Genomic DNA, 16,680 nt, shown 5'->3' on the forward strand with positions numbered 1-16,680 from the left:
GCGGGGCAGATCGCCGCTTTTCCGGGTCGTGTCCGCGCGTCGCAGCACGGACCCCGCCGCCGGTCGTGATATCCGCCTCAGAAGGGATGCCCGATGGCGTCGCCGGGACTCGAGGACGATCCGCTGGCCGGGCCCCCGGGTGCGTTACGCCCGCTGACCGGCGAACTGGTCGCGGCGGTGCTCGCCGCGCGCGGCCGGCCGGTCGGCCGCGCACCCGATGGTGACCTCGTGGGCCGCTTCGACGACAACCTGATCTGGTTCCTGCGCCTCGGCGCGTCCGGCGAGATGCTCCAGGTCCGGACGATGGTCGCGCCCACCTTCGGGATCGAGCAGGTGCCCGCCCTGTACGCCTTCTGCAACGCGTGGAACCACGACCGGCTCTGGCCCAAGGCGTTCGTGCACGTCGACGACGCCGGTCGGGCCCGTGTGCACGGCGAGGTGATCACCGACCTGGAACGCGGCGTCACGCCGCACCAGCTCGACCACCTGCTCGACTGTGGCATCACGACCGGCTGCCAGCTCGCCGTCGCCGTCGGTCGGCTGCCCGGCGCGGTGCCGGCATGACCGTGCACCGCGATCCGGCGCTGTCGAACGCGCTCGCCGACGCACGGGACCTACCCGACGGTCCGGACCGGCTGCTCGTCCTCGAACGCCTCGCCGAGCGGGCCGACGCCGCCGGGGACCTCCGGTCCGCTCTGGACGCCCGGTTCGCGCTCATCGAGGCGTACCTGCTGCACGGCGAGCGGTGGCGTCTGGTCGAACCGGTACGCCGGTGCCGCGCCGCCGCCGACTACCGGCCCGAACTGCTCACCGACGAGGAGGGCCAGCTCCTGCTGCGCCTTCAGCGGTACGCCGTCGAGGCGCTGCTCGGCACTCCCCGGGTGGGCCTGGACCAGACCCGGTCCCTCCTGGACGACCTGGCCCACCGGGTCGGGGCGGACGGTCCCGACGCGCCGACCGTTGCCGAACTACGGTGCCGGGTGGCCGACCACCTGGGCGACGAACCCACCGCCCGGCACTGGTACCAGCGGTGGGCCGGCACGACCGGCGGGCCGTCCGGTGGGTGTCCGGGCTGCGCCCCGGCCCGTCGTGCGGAGCTGCTCGCCGGCTGGGGTGAGTGGCGGGCCGCGCTGGCCGAGCTGGCCGAGGCCGCCGACGACGCGGCGAACTGCACGGACCAGCCCGAGCGGGCGCTCGTGGCCGGGCTGCTGCCCGAGCTGCGCCTCGGCGAGCCGGAACGGGCTGCTGCGGCGCACGTCCGGGCGTACCGGCGGCACCGGCACGAACGGGGGGCGTTCCCGTACCTCGCCGCGCACCTGCGATTCTGCGCCCTGGGCGGCCACCTGGACCGCGGACTGGCCATCCTGGCCGAGCAGCTGCCCCGACTGGACCAGCCCACCGACGACCTCGCCGCGATGGAGTTCGCCGCCGCCGGCGCGCTGGTCTGTGCGCTGGCCGTCGAGGCCGGTCTCGGCGTACGCAGGGTGCCCCGACCGGCCTACGGCGGGCGACCGGCCACCGACCTGGACGTCGCCACCCTCGGTGCCCTCCTGCTCGCGATCGCCAACGAGTTGGCTGGCAGCTTCGACGCCCGGAACGGCTCCGGACACCACCTGGGCCGGGTGGCCGCCTGGCTGGCCGAACGCCCCACGGCGGCTCCGGTGCCCCTGCCCACGGACGACGAGCCCACCGACGACGAGCCCACCGACGACGACACCGACGGGCACGAACTGGCGACGCTGACCATCGACATGATCACCGCCGCGTTGGACCGACGCGGGGACGGGTACGTCGTCGACGAGGGCGCCACAGTGGTCGGCCGGTGGGGCGAGGTGGTGATCCAGTTCCGGCGGACCGGCGAACGCGGTGAGGTGCTGCACGCCCGCGCCATGGCCGCCCGCCGGCTCCCGGCCACCCGTCGCGCCGAGGTGTACGCCTTCTGCAACGCCTGGAACCACGACCGGCTGCTGCCCAAGGCGTACGCGCACGACCTCGGCGCGGAGCTGTTGCTGGCCGGTGACGTGGCCACCGACCTGGCGTACGGGGTCGCCCCTGAGCAGGTCACGGTGCTTGTCGACGCTGCCATCGCCACCGGCGTCGCCTACGCCGAGGCGGTCGCCGCGCTGCCCTGATCGCCGGCCCACCCCGCTGGGGTGGACCGGCGTCAGCGCGACGGGCTCAGACCTCGACGACGGTGGGCACGATCATGGGCCGCCGCCGGTACGCGTCGTTGACCCACCGCCCCACGGTCCGGCGGACGATCTGCTGGAGCTGGTGCGGGTCGGTGATGCCGTCCGAGGCGGCCCGGTTCAGCGCCTCGGTGACCAGGGGGATCACCGGGTTGAACGCCTCCGGGTCCTCGGAGAAGCCCTTCGCGGACAGCGTGGGACCGGCAACCACCTTGCCGGTGACCGAGTCGACGACAACGGTGGTGGCGATGAACCCGCCGTCACCGAGGATGCGCCGCTCGGTGAGCAGCGACTCGCTGACGTCGCCGACGGCGAGGCCGTCGACGTAGACGTACCGGCTCTTCACGTGCCCGACGAGGCTGGCGCGGCCCTCGACCAGGTCGACCACGTCGCCGTCCTCGCAGATCACCACCCGGTCGGCGGCGACCCCGGATTCGATGCCGAGCCGGGCGTGGGCGCGCAGGTGACGCCACTCGCCGTGTACGGGCATCAGGTTGCTGGGCCGGACCACGTTGAGCAGGTAGAGCAGTTCCCCGGCGGGGGCGTGCCCGGAGACGTGCACCTTGGCCACGTCCTTGTGCACGACCACCGCGCCGGCCCGGGCGAGCCGGTTGATCACCCGGTAGACCGAGGTCTCGTTGCCCGGCACCAGCGACGACGCCAGCACGACGGTGTCGCCGGGGGCGATGGTGATGTGCCGGTGGTCGCCGCTGGCCATCCGGCCCAGCGCGCTCATCGGCTCACCCTGGGAACCGGTGGACATCAGCACGATCTCATCCGGCGGCAGCGTGGTCGCCTCGTCGATGCTGATGACCAGCCCGGCCGGGATGTTGAGCAGGCCCAGGTCACGGGCGATGCCCATGTTGCGGACCATGGACCGGCCGATCAGCGCGACCTTGCGGCCGTGCTCCGCGGCGGAGTCGAAGACCTGCTGCACCCGGTGGACGTGCGAGGCGAACGAGGCCACGATGATCCGGCCCTTGGCCTTCGCGAAGATCGAGTCGAGTACCGGCCCGATTTCCCGCTCCGGGGTGACGAAGCCGGGGATCTCCGCGTTGGTCGAGTCGGACAGCAGCAGGTCGACACCCTCGGCGCCGAGCCGCGCGAAGCCGGCCAGGTCGGTGATCCGACCGTCCAGCGGAAGCTGGTCCATCTTGAAGTCGCCGGTGTGCAGCACCAGGCCGGCCGGGGTACGGATGGCCACCGCGAGGGCGTCCGGGATCGAGTGGTTGACCGCGAAGAACTCGCACTCGAACGGCCCGAGCCGCTCCCGGCCACCCTCGCGCACGGTCAGCGTGTACGGCTGGATGCGCCGCTCGGCCAGCTTCGCCTCGACGAGGGCGAGGGTGAACTGGGAGCCGACCAGCGGGATGTCGGGCTTGTGGGCCAGCAGGTACGGCACCGCGCCGATGTGGTCCTCGTGGCCGTGGGTGAGCACGATCGCCTGTACGTCGGCCAGCCGGTCCAGGATCGGCCCGAAGTCGGGCAGGATCAGGTCCACGCCCGGCTGCTCGACGTCGGGGAAGAGCACCCCGCAGTCGACGATCAGCAACTTGCCGTCGTACTCGAAGACGGTCATGTTCCGGCCGATGGCGCCGAGCCCGCCGAGCGGGATGATCCGCAGGCCACCTTCCGGCAGCGGCGGGGGTAGTTCCGCCTCGATGTGCGCCTCGGTCACGCGTCCACCTCAATCTGGGACGCCGTCACCCGGTGCCCGTCGTGTCGTTCGATCATTTGGGTAGCTCCAGGCCCGCTGCGGCGAAGTCCGCGCGCAGCTGGGCGATCTCGTCGTCGGTGGCATCCACGAGCGGGGGTCGCACCGGGCCGGCCGGCAGGCCCAGCGATGCCAGGCCGGCCTTCACCAGGATGGTGCCCTGGGTACGGAAGATACCGGTGAACAGCGGCAGCAGCCGCCGGTGCAGGGCCAGCGCGGTGGGCATGTCCCCCGTGTCGTACGCCTCGATCATCTGTGCGGTCAGCGCCCCGGTGAAGTGCGTGGAGGTGCCGACCACGCCCACACATCCGACGGCCAACGCCGGCAGGGTGAGCGCGTCCTCGCCGCTGTAGTAGGCGAGGCCGGTCCGGCTGGTCACCCAGCTGGTGGCGATCAGATCGCCCTTGGCGTCCTTGACCGCGACGATGCGGCCGTGGTCGGCGAGCCGGACCAGGGTCTCGGTGTCGATCGGCACGCCGGAGCGGTGCGGGATGTCGTACAGCATCACCGGCAGTCCGCTGGCGTCGGCCACGGCGGTGAAGTGCCGCAGCAGACCGCTCTGCGGCGGCTTGTTGTAGTACGGGGTGACCACCAACAGGCCGTGCGCACCGGCCTTCTCGGCGGCGGCGGCCAGCTCGATGGTGTGCCGGGTGTCGTTGGTGCCGACACCGGCCACGACCCGGGCCCGGTCACCGACAGCCTCGACCACCGTCCGGATCAGGCGTTCCTTCTCCGCGTCGGTGGTGGTCGGCGACTCACCTGTGGTGCCGTTGACCACCAGCGCGTCGTTGCCCTGTTCGTCGACCAGGTGGCTCGCCAGTCGGGCGGCGCCGTCGAGGTCGAGTGAGCCGTCGGGGGTGAACGGGCTCACCATGGCCGTGAGCACCCGCCCGAAGGGGCGGGACACCGGCCGGGCTGCGGCGTCGGGGTGGTCCTGCGTCATACCCTCCAACCTAGCGGACGACCAGCCGGAGCCCGCCGGGGAAGGGCTCAGGACGCCTCGTGCGGGCTGGCGGCCACCTCGGTGCCGTCCGCAAGCGTGGAGATCACGAAGTCGGCGAACACGTTCGGGGCGACTCCCTGGAGCTGACGCAGGCACTCCACGGCCAGCTCGCGGATCTCCACGTCGGCGTGCTCGGTGGCCCGCATCGCGACGAAGTGCCGCCAGGCCCGGTAGTTACCGGAGACCACGATCCGGGTCTCGGTGGCGTTCGGCAGCACCGCGCGCGCGGCCTGCCGGGCCTGCTTGCGGCGCAGCGTCGGGTTCGGCTCGTCGGAGAAACGCTGTTCCAGACCCTCCAACAACTCGGTGTACGCCCGCACGCTCGCCTCGGCGGCCTCGACGAACTTCTTGTGCAGCTCCGGGTCGTCGGCGATGACCGCCGGCTCGACCATTGCCGCGTCCCGCTCCGGGACGTACCGCTGGGAGAGCTGGGAGTACGAGAAGTGCCGGTGTCGGATCAGCTCATGGGTGAAGGAGCGGGACACCCCGGTGAAGTAGAAGGTGACCGAGCCGTGCTCCAGCACGCTCAGGTGACCCACCTCGAGGATGTGCGCGAGGTAGCCGGCGTTGGTGGCCGTCGCGGGGTTCGGCTTCTTCCACGACTGGTAGCAGGCCCGACCGGCGAACTCGGCGAGCGCCTGGCCGCCCTCGGCGTCGGTCGACCACGGCACGTCGTCCGGGGCCGCGAACTGGGTCCACGCGATCAACTTGACCTGGGGCTGCACCATCTCCGGCATTCCTGGGACTGTAGTGGCCGGCGGCCCCTTGCCGAATCACCGGGGGCCGTTGGTGTTCAAGATCTCGACAGCCGTGCCGGAGCTCCGCCGATCCGTGGGTCTCCCTCGGACGAAGCGGCGCGGTCAGACGTAGAGCGAGGTGAAGGGCGCCCAGGGCAGGTTACGTATCACCGTGAACGCCAGCCACGCGCCCATGAAGCCGCCGATCACCTTGGGGCTGATCCGCAGCTCGGGCAGCCGCCAGCCGAACGCCTGGTTGCCTGCCCACGCCACGAAGAGGTACGCCAGGAAGGGCAGCGAGAAGACGAACAGGAAGTGGTGTCGGGCGGCGGCCGGCAGATCGGCGTGCAGCACGTACCAGAGCGCTCGGGTGCCGCCGCAGCCCGGACAGTCGAACCCGGTGGTCAGCTTGAGGATGCAGGTGGGCGCGGCGTCCGGGTCGGCGTGGGTCGGGTTGCTCAGCAGGGCGTAGGCCATGCCGAGCCCGACGCAGCCGACCGCGGCCAGTGGGACGGCCCAGCGCGGCGAACGCTCGTGGATCCGCAGGACGAGACGGGTCAGACGGTCGGGCTCGGGCGCCGGATAGTGGTGACCACCGGGCGGGCCTGCCGGCCAGCCGTTCTGGTCGGCGCCGGCGGTGGGCACCGTCTGGACGGCACCGGCGGCGGGCGGTGACTGGTCGACCGGTCCGGGAGCGCTCGTCACGCGTTCACGGTACACCCGACACGCTCGCCAGGGTGGCCGTGAGCGGACCGGCCAGGTCACCGGCGGTGGGTGGCGCGACCGCGTCCAGCCCGAGCCAGCCGGCGAGCCGGTACAACTCGGCGGCCAGCGCCACGGCGGTCTCCCCCGCGTCGGCACCGGGCTCGAGCCAGGCGGCCGGCACCAGCAGCACCCCGGCCTTGCGGTCGGCCTTCAGGTCGACCCGGGCGGTGAACCGGTCGCCCTGGAGGAACGGCAGCACGTAGTAGCCGTACACCCGCTGCGGGGCCGGTACGTAGATCTCGATCCGGTAGCTGAAGTCGAACAGCCGCTCGGTGCGGGCACGTTCCCAGATCAGCGGGTCGAACGGGCTGACCAGTGTGCTGCCCCGAACCCATCGGGGCAGCCGGGCGGACGCGTGCAGCCACGCCGGCTGCCGCCAGCCCGCGACGGTGACCGGCACCAGCTCACCGGCCTCGGCCAGCTCGGCGACCGCCTGGCGAGCGCCCGCGACCGGCAGCCGGAAGTAGTCGCGAAGCTCCGGTTCGGCGGCCACCCCGAGCGACCGCGCCGCCAGGGCCACGAGACCGCGGTACGCCTCGGCGTCGGTCGGTGTGGGCGCGGCCAGCACGGACGCCGGGAGCACCCGCTCGGGCAGGTCGTACCGGCGGGCGAACGAGGTGCTCCGCTCGGCGGCGGTCACCTCGCCAGCCCAGAACAGGTACTCCAGCGCCTGCTTGACCGCCGACCAGTTCCACCCCCAGTTGCCGGTCTGCCGGGGCGCGTCGTGCTCGATCTCGGCGGCGGTCAACGGGCCCCGGGCGGCCACCTCGTCGCGTACCCAGGCCACCAGGTCCGGCTGCTCCTGGGCGATGCGCCGCATGCCGCCCCAGGCCTCGCTGTGTGCCCGGGCCATCCGCCAGCGCAGCAGCGGGTGCAACCCGACCGGCACGAGGGACGCCTCGTGGCCCCAGTACTCGAACAGGTCGCGCGGACGGCGGTAGGCGGCCTGGTCGAGCAGGGTCGTCGGGTACGGGCCGAGCCGGCTGTAGAGCGGCAGGTAGTGCGCCCGTTGCAGCACGTTGACCGAGTCCATCTGGATCAGGGCGACCCGGTCGAGGACACGGCGCAGGTGCCGGCGGGTGGGCACGCCGGTCGGCGGCGGGTCGGCGAAGCCCTGGGCGGCGAGCGCCACCCGCCGGGCCTGGGCGAGCGAGAGTGATTCCGGTGCGGCCATCGTCGGCGACGATAAATCATCGGTACGACGCCGGTGCGGGAAGCTGGACTCCGACCGTCATCGGGGCATAGAACGGTGCAATGCTGACCATCCGCCGGGAGGAGCCGGACGACGCCGAGGCGATCGCCCGGGTGCACGTGCACGGCTGGCAGTCGGGTTACGCCGGTGTCATGCCGGACGAGGTGCTCGGGCGGCTCAACGTGTCGGCCTGGGCGCAGCGCCGTCGGGACGTGGGCACCGCCGACCCGGAGCACCCGTTCACCACTCTCCTCGGCGAGGTCGACGGACTGGCCGTCGGCTTCACGACGTTCGGGCCGTACCGCCGCAACCAGGACCGTGACGACCTGGACCCGAGCGTGGGCGAGCTGCTGGCGCTCTACGTCGAGCCGGCGTTCTGGGGCGACGGGACGGCCACCGCGCTGCTCGCGGCCGCCCGTGCCGGCCTCAGTGAGCGGGGCTGGACCGGCTACCGGCTGTGGGTGCTGGCCGACAACGGGCGGGCCCGCCGGTTCTACGAACGGGCCGGCCTGTCACCGGACGGTGAGCGGTCGACCTACCAGGTGCCGCTCGCCGGCGGGCGCGGGCCGGTCGGGCTCGTCGAGGTGCGGTACGCCGGACGCCTCGACGAGTGACCCGCCCGGCGTCAGCCACCGGCGGACCGGCAGGAAGGCCAACAGGGCCAGACTGATCCAGACGTACGCGTTGCTGCCCAGGAAGCCGTCGACGCCGGTGAAGTCCTTCTCCCAGAACCAGACGGTCCGGCTGATCAGCAGGACGTACCCGATGATCGCGGCGGTCAGCAGGCCGCGCCGACGGCGGCCGGCCGGCGCGGCCATCGCGTTGTCGACCAGCAGGATCAGCGCGGGCAGCAGCCAGACCAGGTGGTGCACCCAGGTGACCGGGCTGACCAGGCACATCACCGCGCCGGTCAGGGCCAGGCCGGTCGCCTCGTCGCCGGCCGCCACGGCCGAGCGGGACCGCCAGACCCAGAGCGCCAGGGTGCCGAGCACCAGCAGCAGCCAGAGCAGGGTGCTCGGGTGCTGCGGGTCGAGGCGGGCGACCACCCCGCGCAGCGACTGGTTGGAGACGAACGCCAGCTCGCCGACCCGCCCGGTGTTCCACAGCGCCTCGGTCCAGAACTCCCGGGAGGCGTCCGGGAAGAGCGCACCGGCCAGCACGGACACTCCGGCGGCCGCGCCGCTTGCGGTGAGCGCCGCCCGCCACCGCCCGGTGACGAGCAGGTAGACGATGAAGATGCCCGGGGTCAGCTTGATCGCGGTGGCCAGGCCGATGCCCACGCCGGCCCAGCGGTTGCCGGCCGGCAGCAGCCACAGCAGGTCCACCGCGACCAGGAAGAGCAGCAGGGTGTTGACCTGACCGAAGTTGATCGTCTCGCGCATCGGCTCGAACGCGGCGGCGAGGCAGAGGGCGACGGCGAGAGCGAACCAGCGGGTCCACCCGGCCCGCCGGGCGATCGGGTCGACGAACCACCAGATCAGCACCGTGGTGGTGGCCACGCTGGCGAGCACGCTCACCACGATCGCGGCCGTCCACGGCAGGTACGCCATCGGGAGCATGACCAGCGCGGCGAACGGCGGGTAGGTGAAGCCGTACTGGGTGCCGGGCTTGAGGTAGTCGTAGATCTCGCCGCCGTCGTGCACCCACCACGTCAACGCGCCGTAGTAGACCTTCAGGTCGAAGAAGCCGTGCCGTACCGCGGCGACGGCGAGGAACGCGGCGACCGCCGCGGCGAGCACCACCACCCCGACGACCTGCGCGGTCGTCCTGCTGGCACCCTGCGCCACCGTCGCCTCCCTGGCCCTTGAGTAGGCTTCCGTCCCATGGCTCTCGGGTACGTCCGCCCGGCGCGTCCCGAGGACGCCGGCGAGATCGCACGCATCCAGCTCGCGACCTGGCGGGTCGCGTACCGCCGGATCCTGCCCCGGCACGTGCTCGACAACCTGGACGAGGCGTTCCTCGCCCGGCGGTGGAGCGCCGCGGTGCTGGAGCCGCCCTCGGGCGCGCACCGGGTGCTGGTCGCCGTCGAACAGGCCGAGCAATCGTATCTGGTGGGGTTCGCCGCCTCCGGTCCGGCCGACGGCGAGGCGCTCGCGCCGGGTGAGCCGGCCGACGCGCTCGGCCCGGACGTGGCGGCGGTGACCGACCTGCTGGTCGAGCCGCGCTGGGGTCGGCGCGGGCACGGCAGCCGGCTGCTCGCCGCGACCGTCGACCTGTGGCGCGAGGACGGGATGAGTCGGGCGGTGGCCTGGGCGTTCGACGGCGACGAGGCGACCCGCAAGTTCCTCACCAGCACCGGTTGGGAGCCCGACGGCGCGGCTCGGGCGCTGGACGTCGACGACATGCTGGTGCCTCAGGTGCGCCTGCACGTGGCCGTACCGGCCGAGAAGAGCGAGTGAACCGGTGCGGCGGCTCAGGGCCGCCGCACCGGCACGGTCAGCCCTTGTCCGAACCGTCGTTGGCGTCGCGGACGAAGTAGCGCTGGAACACCACGAAGATGATCGCCACCGGGATGGTGGCGAGCAGCGCCGCGCCCAGTTTGAGCGGGTACTGGGTGCCGCTGCCCAGTGAGCCGCTGACCAGGTCGGCGAGGCCGCGCGGCAGGGTGAACAGGTCCGGGTCCTGCACCGACACGAGGCTGTGCGGGAACTCGTTCCAGGAGCCCTGGAACGACAGGATGGTCAGGGTGATCAGCGCCGGTTTCGCCATCGGCAGCACCACCGACCAGAAGGTGCGGAAGATGCTCGCCCCGTCGATGCGGGCGGCCTCCTCGACGCTCACCGGGATCGACTCGAAGAACTGCTTCATGATGAACACACCCGCCGCGTCGGCCAGCAGCGGCACCACGAGGCCGGCGTAGCTGTTGTAGATGCCGAGCTGGTTGAGCACCAGGAACTTCGGGATGAGCAGGACCACTCCGGGGACGGCCATCACCGCGATGACCGCCGCGAACAGGCCGCCGCGCCCGCGGAACCGCAGCCGGGCCAGGGCGTACCCGGCGAGCGAGTCGAAGAACACCCGCCCCGCGGTGACCAGCACGGTCACCAGCAGCGAGTTGCCCAGCCAGAGGGGGAAGTTGGTGCCCGCGAAGATCCGCTCGAAGCCGGCCAGGGTGAGGGGGTCCGGGAACGGCGAGAGCGGGTTGGCCGCCGCGTCGGGCTCGGTCTTGAGCGAGCTGGCGATCTGGATGACGAACGGGTAGAGGAACACCAACCCGAAGAACACCAGCGTCGCGTACCCCAGAAGGCGGGTGGCCAGCGTGCGGGCGCCGCGTCGGTCGCCGCGCGCGGGCCTCGCCGGGCGGTCGGTGAGCACGGCCATCTCAGGACCTCTCCGGTACGCGCCGACGCCGCCAGCCGCGGCGCGGCCGGTCACTGTCCCGCTCGGCCAGCGCACGGCGCTGGACCAGCGTGAGCACGATGATGATCAGGAACAGCACGAAGGAGATCGCCGCCCCGGAGCCGTAGTCGAAGTCCCGGAAGGCGGTCCGGTACGACAGGTACGCCGGAGTGAGGGTTGTCTTGGCCGGGTCACCCTGACTCATGACGTACACCTGGTCGAAGACCTGCCAGGAGCCGATCAGGCCGAGGGTGAGCACCAGGAAGGTGGTGGGCCTGATCATCGGCAGGGTGACGTAGCGGAACCGCTGCCAGCGGGACGCGCCGTCGAGGGTGCTCGCCTCGTCCAGCGTCACCGGGACGTTCTGGAGCCCGGCCAGGAACATCAGCATGAACGTGCCGGAGGTCGTCCAGACGACCAGCGTGATGATCGAGGTCATCGCCACACTCGGGCCGGCCAGCCAGTCCCACCAGCTCAGCCCGAACGGGCCGCCGTCGGTGAGCGCCGTCGGGGGCGTGTCGACGCCGACCGCGCCGAACAGCAGGTGCAGTACGCCCCGCGAGTCGGCGAACCACTCGGGTCCGTCGATCCCGACGAAGCCGAGCAGCGCGTTCACCGCGCCCGAGTTGGCGAACAGGAACAGGAACACCACGCTGATCGCGACCGAGCTGGTGACCGAGGGGAAGTAGAAGGCGCTGCGGAAGAAGCTCTTGCCCCTGAGCATCCGGTTGTTGACGACAAGCGCCAGCCCCAGCGCGAGCACGGTCTGCGCCGGCACGACGATCGCCACGTAGTAGATGGTGTTGCGGATGCTCGTCATGAAGTCACGGCGAGCCAGCCCGTCCTCGGTGAACAACTGGGTGTAGTTGCGGCCGCCGACGAACGGGACGTCGCCGGTGAACGGGCTGCCCTGACCGTTCCAGTCGGTGAGGCTGACCCAGAGCGCCATCAGGATCGGCAGCAGCAGGAACAGCCCCAGGATGACGATCACCGGTGCGACGAACAGCCAGCCGGCGACGTTCTCGTTGCCGCGGATGCCACCACGGCGGCGGCGGGGAGCCGCACCGGGCGCGGTGGCCGCGGCGGTCAGTGTCTCGGTTGCCATCTTCCCTCCCTTCCTTTCCTCGGGCCGACGGTGCGAGGGGCCCCGCTCGTCGTCGGGGCCCCCACCGTCACCTCAGCTGCCGCCGAGCGCCGCCTTGGCGTTCTTGTCGAAGTTCTGCAGAACGGCCTTCGGGTCACCGTTGGCGAGGCCCTGCAGACCGGTGTCCAGGTCCTTGAGGACGCTGTCCATCTTCGGAGCGTTGACCGGACCCTGGGCGTACGCGGCACCGTCGATGAAGACCTTGTCGCCCGGGGAGGCGGCGATGTACTGGTCGCGCACCGACTGCCGCGACGGCATGACACCGACCGCCTTGGCGAACGTCAACTGCTGCTCACCGGCGGTCATCGCCTCGACGAACTTGATCGCCTGGTCCTTGTACTTGCTCTTCGCCGCGATGCCCCAGCACTGGGTGAACGAGAGGGTGCCCTGACCACTCGGGCCGGCCGGCAGCGGCACCACCTTGTACTTCACGTTCGGGAAGTCGTTCTGCATGGCGCCCTTGATCCAGTTGCCCTCGATCGTCATCACGGCCTTGCCCTTGCCGAACGCCTCACCCGACCAGCCCGAGTCGAGCTGCTTCGGGTACTTCGCCAGACCGGAGGTGAGCAGGGTCTTGACGTACTCCAGGGCCGCCAGGTTCTTCGCGCTGTCGGCGGTCGGCTGCTTGCCGTCCTCGCTCATCAGCCAGCCACCGTTCTGCACCAGGAAGGCGCCGATCCGGTCCCGGGTGTCGCCGAGCGCCAGGGCGACCTGCCCCTTCGCCTTGATCTTCTGGGCGGTCGCCGTGAGCTGTTCCCAGGTGGTCGGCACGTCGGCGTCGGTCAGCCCGGCCTTCGCCCAGAGGTCGGTGTTGATCTGCAGGGCCAGGGTGGAGAAGTCCTTGGGCGCGCAGTAGAGCTTGCCGTCGTAGCTGAACGTCATCCGCAGGCTCTCGTAGAAGTCGCCCTTGTCCGAGATCTTGTCGCCGTACGGCTCCAGCGCGCCAACGCTGGCGTAGTCGGCGAAGCGGGCCGCGTCGACGTAGAAGACGTCCGGCGGGGTGCCGCCGGCGAGGGCCTGGCCGAGCTGCTGGGTGAGGTCCTGCGCCGGGGTGACCGTCGCGGTGTTGCCGGAGCTGCTGGCCCATGTGGCGGCGGCGTCCTGCACGGCCTTGGTCTCGGCGTCGCCCGAGGAGCCGATGAGGATCTGCAGGCTCGCCGGGCCGCTGGACTGGGCGGCGTCGCCAGAGGAGTCGTCGAAGCCGCTGCCGCAGGCCGCGGAGCCGAGCAGTGCGACGGCGGCGAGGCCGGCGACCGCTGCCCGGCTGAGGGTTCTGGGTGCCATGGGTTTCTCCTGGTGAGGGGGTGGGGTTACGCGGTGTGCCGCAGTGCCAGTGAGGGCGCGAGCAGCACGGGGGTGGGCGTCTGGTTGCCGTCGAGGACACCGGTGAGCAGGTCCACGCAGCGGGCGGCGGCCTCGCCGAGTGGTTGGCTGACGCTGGCCAGGCCGATCGCGGCGGCCACCGGCGTGTCGTCGAAGCCGATCACCGAGACCGGCGGGTCGAGGTCGCGGATCGCCTGGAGCGCGCCGAGGGCGAGCGAGTCGCTGGCGCACACCACGGCGGTCGGCGCCTCGGCGGCGAGCAGGTCACGCATGAGACGTTCCCCCTCGCTGACGCTGTCCTCGGTCTCCCGGTGCAGCCCCGACGGGTCGACGCCGGCGGCGTGCAACGTGTCGTGCCAGCCGGCGCGCCGGTCGTCGCCGACACCGGAGCCGGCCGGCCAACCGATGAACGCGATCCGCCGGTGCCCGGCGTCCAGCAGGTGGCGGGTGGCCGCGGCGGTGCCGGCCGCACCGTCCACGTCGACCCAGGGGTGCGCGTCGAGCGCGTCCCACGGACGACCGAACGTCACGAAGGGCACCTCCCGCTCGGCCAGCCAGGCGGTACGTGGGTCGCCGTACTTGGTGCCGACCAGCACGAACGCGTCCAGCTCGTACGTGCCGAGCAGGTCGTCGTAGGTGGCGATCTCCCGCTCGTCGTCGGGGGCGGTGTAGAGCAGCACCCGGTAGCCGGCGGCGTCGGCGGTCTCGGTGAGGCCGTGCAGGAAGCGGTCGAGCACCGAGCCGTTGATGCCGTCGCGGGTCGGTTCGATCCGGGCGGCGATGAGTCGGGACCGGCCGGTGCGCATCTGCCGGGCGGCCTGATTGGCCCGGTAGCCGAGCGCGGTGATGGCGTCCTCGACCCGCTGGCGGGTCTCCTGCCGCACGATGTGGGGAGAGTTGAGCACGTTGGAGACCGTTTGGCGGCTCACTCGGGCGTGCCGGGCCACCGTCGCGATGGTTACCTTCTCGGGCACTTTATCCCTCTCGCCGTCTTGAACGATCCAATTCGGATAGTGCAGGATTAGATCGTTCAAGTTTCTGGAATGTTTCGCACTTTGCACCGCCGGGGGCGCGTTGTCAAGACGTCCGCCCCGCACCCTGAGGATCTGGAGCCGCACCGTGATCGAACGCCAGCTGCAACCCCTTCTGCACGAGTTGGTGGGGGTGGTGCTCGCCCCCACCAGCGCGCTGGGGGACGCGACCGGGCAGATCCGCCCGACCGGTGTCCAGGGGGTCTTCCACGCCGACGCGCGCGTGCTCTCCCGGGCCGAGCTGCGCGTGGACGACCAGGAGTTGGAGGGGCTGACCCACGGCGAGGACGGCCCGCACGGCGCCCGCTTCGTGGGCCTGGCCCGCTGGCTCGGCGACCCCACGCCCGACCCCACCGTGCGTGTCGACCGCTCCCGCCGGGCCACCCGCAACGGCCTCACCGAGGAGCTGCGGATCGTCTCCACCGCCACGATCGGCGTACGGGCCACCGTCAGCGTCGACCTCGCCTGCGACCTGGCACCCATCGAGGTGGTCAAGTCCGGCGGAGTCGCCGCGCCGCTGGAGGCGAAGACCGGCCAACCAGGCGTGCTCACCTGGACTGCCGAGGGGACCACCGTCACCGTCAGCGCCCCGGACGCCGACGTCCTCGCCACCGGCGAGCGGGCCGCCGCGCCCCGACTGACCTGGCCGATCGAGCTGCCTCCACGAGGCGAGACGGTGCTGCGCTGGCAGTTGACCGTCGCGGACCCGCGCGCCGTGGTGGTCGGCCCGGCCGGCGAACCGGAGTGGTCCCGGCCGGAGGTGACCGCCGACGACCGGCGGCTGGTCCGACTCCTCGACCGCAGCCTGGACGACCTGCGTGGCCTACGCCTGGCCGAGACCGGCGCACCCGGGGACGTCTTCCTCGGCGCCGGCGTGCCCTGGTTCCTCACCCTGTTCGGCCGGGACAGCCTCTGGGCCGCCCGGATGATGCTGCCGCTCGGCACCGACCTGGCCGCCGGCACCCTGCGCGTACTCGCTCGCCGCCAGGGCACCCACGTCGACCCGGCCACCGGGGAGGCCCCCGGCAAGATCCTGCACGAGCTGCGGCGGCATGAGTTCGCGCTGCCCGACGACGGGCTTCGGCTGCCGCCGGCCTACTACGGCACCGTCGACGCCACCATGCTCTGGGTCAACCTGCTGCACGACGCGTGGCGTTGGGGCCTGCCGGCCGAGCAGGTCGAGCCGCTGCTGCCGCACCTTCAGGCCGCGCTGCGCTGGCTCGGCGAGCACGCCGACCCGGACGGCGACGGCCTGGTCGAGTACGTCGACACCACCGGCCACGGACTGTCCAACCAGGGCTGGAAGGACTCCGGCGACGCCGTACGCTTCCACGACGGTTCATTGGCCACCGCCCCGATCGTGCTGGCCGAGGTCCAGGGGTACGCGCACGAGGCGGCGGTGAACGGCGCCGCACTCCTGGACGCCTTCGGTCGCCCGGACGGGGACCGCTGGCGCGAACACGCCGCCGGCCTCGCCCGCCGGTTCCGGGACAACTTCTGGGTCGACGGCCCGTACGGCCCGCAGCCCGCGCTGGCCCTCGACCGGGACAAGCGCCCCGTCGACTCGTTGACCAGCAACATCGGGCACCTGCTCGGCACCGGCCTGCTCGACGCCGACGAGGAGGGACAGATCGCCCGCCTGCTCACCACGGACACGCTGGCCGGCGGTTTCGGACTACGGACGATGTCCACCGACGACGCCGGCTTCAGCCCGCTGTCGTACCACTGCGGTTCGATCTGGACTCACGACACCGCGATCGTGCTCGCCGGCCTGGCCCGAGGCGGGCACTCCGAGGCCGCCCTCGGCCTGGCCGAGGGACTGCTCTCGGCGGCGGAGGCGTTCGACTACCGGATGCCGGAGCTGTACGGCGGCGACGACCGGACCCTGCTGAGCCGCCCGGTGCCGTATCCGGCGGCCTGCCGTCCGCAGGCATGGGCCGCGGCCGGTGCGGTCCTGCTCCTTCAGGCCGCGACGGGCCTCTACCCGGACGTGCCGGGCGGCACGGTCCGGCTGACGCCGCTGGCCGGCCCCGAACTCGGCGCGCTGCACGTGGAAAACCTCCGCGTAGCCGGCACACCGGTGAGTGTCACCGTCAACCAAACCGGAAACGCCCAGGTGAAAGGCCTCCCCACCCCCCTGACCCCAACCCTCCCCACCCAACGCAACCCCAAAACCCCCCTCCCGAGATAACCCCGCCCTCACCCTCGCCCTCGCCCCCGCCCCCGCCCCCGCCCCCGCCGAT

Annotated in this window: 15 protein-coding genes; 5 read left to right on the forward strand and 10 right to left on the reverse strand. The window is 72.1% G+C overall.

Translation table 11 applies throughout. The annotated features are described in order from the left end of the window. The first annotated feature begins 93 nt into the window (after positions 1-93). Both ABZV06_RS20200 and ABZV06_RS20205 read left to right on the forward strand, forming a co-directional pair. On the forward strand, positions 94-564 hold the full coding sequence (locus ABZV06_RS20200; protein WP_355623293.1) for a YbjN domain-containing protein: 471 nt from the start codon (positions 94-96) through the stop codon (positions 562-564). Continuing rightward, positions 561-2,132, forward strand: coding sequence for a YbjN domain-containing protein (locus ABZV06_RS20205; protein WP_355623295.1), 1,572 nt, complete (start codon positions 561-563; stop codon positions 2,130-2,132). Before ABZV06_RS20200 ends, ABZV06_RS20205 begins: the two co-directional genes overlap by 4 nt. A gap of 46 nt (positions 2,133-2,178) precedes the next feature. On the opposite strand, the gene ABZV06_RS20210 is transcribed toward ABZV06_RS20205, so the two are convergent. From ABZV06_RS20210 to ABZV06_RS20230, 5 genes are all read right to left on the reverse strand, one after another. Continuing rightward, the gene (locus ABZV06_RS20210; RefSeq protein WP_355245945.1) at positions 2,179-3,867 is read right to left on the reverse strand and encodes a ribonuclease J; all 1,689 of its coding nucleotides are present in this window, start codon (positions 3,865-3,867) and stop codon (positions 2,179-2,181) included. A 52-nt stretch (positions 3,868-3,919) separates the two neighbouring features. After that, on the reverse strand, positions 3,920-4,846 hold the full coding sequence (gene dapA, locus ABZV06_RS20215) for a 4-hydroxy-tetrahydrodipicolinate synthase (RefSeq protein ID WP_355245942.1): 927 nt from the start codon (positions 4,844-4,846) through the stop codon (positions 3,920-3,922). Positions 4,847-4,893: 47 nt separating this feature from the next. Next, positions 4,894-5,634: an FAD-dependent thymidylate synthase gene (gene thyX / locus ABZV06_RS20220; protein WP_355245997.1), complete on the reverse strand. Its 741-nt coding sequence runs from the start codon at positions 5,632-5,634 to the stop codon at positions 4,894-4,896. A 132-nt stretch (positions 5,635-5,766) separates the two neighbouring features. Then, positions 5,767-6,288, reverse strand: coding sequence for a DUF2752 domain-containing protein (locus ABZV06_RS20225; protein WP_355623366.1), 522 nt, complete (start codon positions 6,286-6,288; stop codon positions 5,767-5,769). A gap of 64 nt (positions 6,289-6,352) precedes the next feature. Then, on the reverse strand, positions 6,353-7,582 hold the full coding sequence (locus ABZV06_RS20230; protein WP_355623298.1) for a crosslink repair DNA glycosylase YcaQ family protein: 1,230 nt from the start codon (positions 7,580-7,582) through the stop codon (positions 6,353-6,355). 80 nt (positions 7,583-7,662) lie between these two features. Here ABZV06_RS20230 and ABZV06_RS20235 point away from each other — a divergent pair, with 80 nt between their 5' ends. Further along, positions 7,663-8,214, forward strand: coding sequence for a GNAT family N-acetyltransferase (locus ABZV06_RS20235; protein ID WP_355245936.1), 552 nt, complete (start codon positions 7,663-7,665; stop codon positions 8,212-8,214). Here the strand turns inward: ABZV06_RS20235 and ABZV06_RS20240 are convergent. Beyond that, positions 8,113-9,387 carry a glycosyltransferase 87 family protein gene (locus tag ABZV06_RS20240; protein WP_355623300.1) on the reverse strand — a complete coding sequence of 425 codons (1,275 nt, stop codon included), beginning with the start codon at positions 9,385-9,387 and terminating at the stop codon, positions 8,113-8,115. The two genes, ABZV06_RS20235 and ABZV06_RS20240, sit on opposite strands and share 102 nt — an antisense overlap. Positions 9,388-9,423: 36 nt before the next feature. Between ABZV06_RS20240 and ABZV06_RS20245 the strand changes: the two genes are divergently transcribed. After that, a complete protein-coding gene (locus ABZV06_RS20245) occupies positions 9,424-9,999 on the forward strand; it encodes a GNAT family N-acetyltransferase (RefSeq protein WP_355623303.1) in 576 nt (191 codons plus the stop codon). A 37-nt stretch (positions 10,000-10,036) separates the two neighbouring features. Here ABZV06_RS20245 and ABZV06_RS20250 read toward each other — a convergent pair whose 3' ends face one another. The 4 genes from ABZV06_RS20250 to ABZV06_RS20265 all read right to left on the reverse strand — a co-directional run bounded on the left by ABZV06_RS20250 (position 10,037) and on the right by ABZV06_RS20265 (position 14,380). Then, positions 10,037-10,921, reverse strand: a complete 885-nt coding sequence (locus ABZV06_RS20250; protein WP_355245929.1) for a carbohydrate ABC transporter permease — start codon at positions 10,919-10,921, stop codon at positions 10,037-10,039. Position 10,922: 1 nt separating this feature from the next. Then, complete coding sequence (locus ABZV06_RS20255) at positions 10,923-12,044, reverse strand: sugar ABC transporter permease (RefSeq protein ID WP_355245926.1); 1,122 nt, start codon at positions 12,042-12,044, stop codon at positions 10,923-10,925. Between the two features lie 72 nt (positions 12,045-12,116). Then, entirely contained in the window at positions 12,117-13,367 is a 1,251-nt protein-coding gene (locus ABZV06_RS20260; RefSeq protein WP_355623306.1) for an extracellular solute-binding protein, read from the reverse strand. Between the two features lie 26 nt (positions 13,368-13,393). Then, positions 13,394-14,380 (reverse strand): substrate-binding domain-containing protein, encoded by a 987-nt coding sequence (locus tag ABZV06_RS20265; RefSeq protein WP_355623309.1) that lies wholly within the window; start codon positions 14,378-14,380, stop codon positions 13,394-13,396. Positions 14,381-14,525: 145 nt separating this feature from the next. Between ABZV06_RS20265 and ABZV06_RS20270 the strand changes: the two genes are divergently transcribed. Further along, positions 14,526-16,628, forward strand: a complete 2,103-nt coding sequence (locus ABZV06_RS20270) for a glycogen debranching N-terminal domain-containing protein (RefSeq protein WP_355623312.1) — start codon at positions 14,526-14,528, stop codon at positions 16,626-16,628. Positions 16,629-16,680 lie beyond the last annotated feature (52 nt).

The organism is Micromonospora sp. NPDC005172, from assembly GCF_040608555.1.
Classification (GTDB): Bacteria; Actinomycetota; Actinomycetes; order Mycobacteriales; family Micromonosporaceae; genus Micromonospora.

What these genes read in the sequence shown, in the direction of transcription:
- ABZV06_RS20200 (WP_355623293.1), top strand. Translation starts at nt 94, where the DNA reads ATGGCGTCGCCGGGACTCGAGGACGATCCGCTGGCCGGGCCCCCGGGT.
- ABZV06_RS20205 (WP_355623295.1), top strand. Translation starts at nt 561, where the DNA reads ATGACCGTGCACCGCGATCCGGCGCTGTCGAACGCGCTCGCCGACGCA.
- dapA (WP_355245942.1), bottom strand. Translation starts at nt 4,846, where the DNA reads ATGACGCAGGACCACCCCGACGCCGCAGCCCGGCCGGTGTCCCGCCCC.
- thyX (WP_355245997.1), bottom strand. Translation starts at nt 5,634, where the DNA reads ATGGTGCAGCCCCAGGTCAAGTTGATCGCGTGGACCCAGTTCGCGGCC.
- ABZV06_RS20230 (WP_355623298.1), bottom strand. Translation starts at nt 7,582, where the DNA reads ATGGCCGCACCGGAATCACTCTCGCTCGCCCAGGCCCGGCGGGTGGCG.
- ABZV06_RS20235 (WP_355245936.1), top strand. Translation starts at nt 7,663, where the DNA reads ATGCTGACCATCCGCCGGGAGGAGCCGGACGACGCCGAGGCGATCGCC.
- ABZV06_RS20245 (WP_355623303.1), top strand. Translation starts at nt 9,424, where the DNA reads ATGGCTCTCGGGTACGTCCGCCCGGCGCGTCCCGAGGACGCCGGCGAG.
- ABZV06_RS20250 (WP_355245929.1), bottom strand. Translation starts at nt 10,921, where the DNA reads ATGGCCGTGCTCACCGACCGCCCGGCGAGGCCCGCGCGCGGCGACCGA.
- ABZV06_RS20255 (WP_355245926.1), bottom strand. Translation starts at nt 12,044, where the DNA reads ATGGCAACCGAGACACTGACCGCCGCGGCCACCGCGCCCGGTGCGGCT.
- ABZV06_RS20260 (WP_355623306.1), bottom strand. Translation starts at nt 13,367, where the DNA reads ATGGCACCCAGAACCCTCAGCCGGGCAGCGGTCGCCGGCCTCGCCGCC.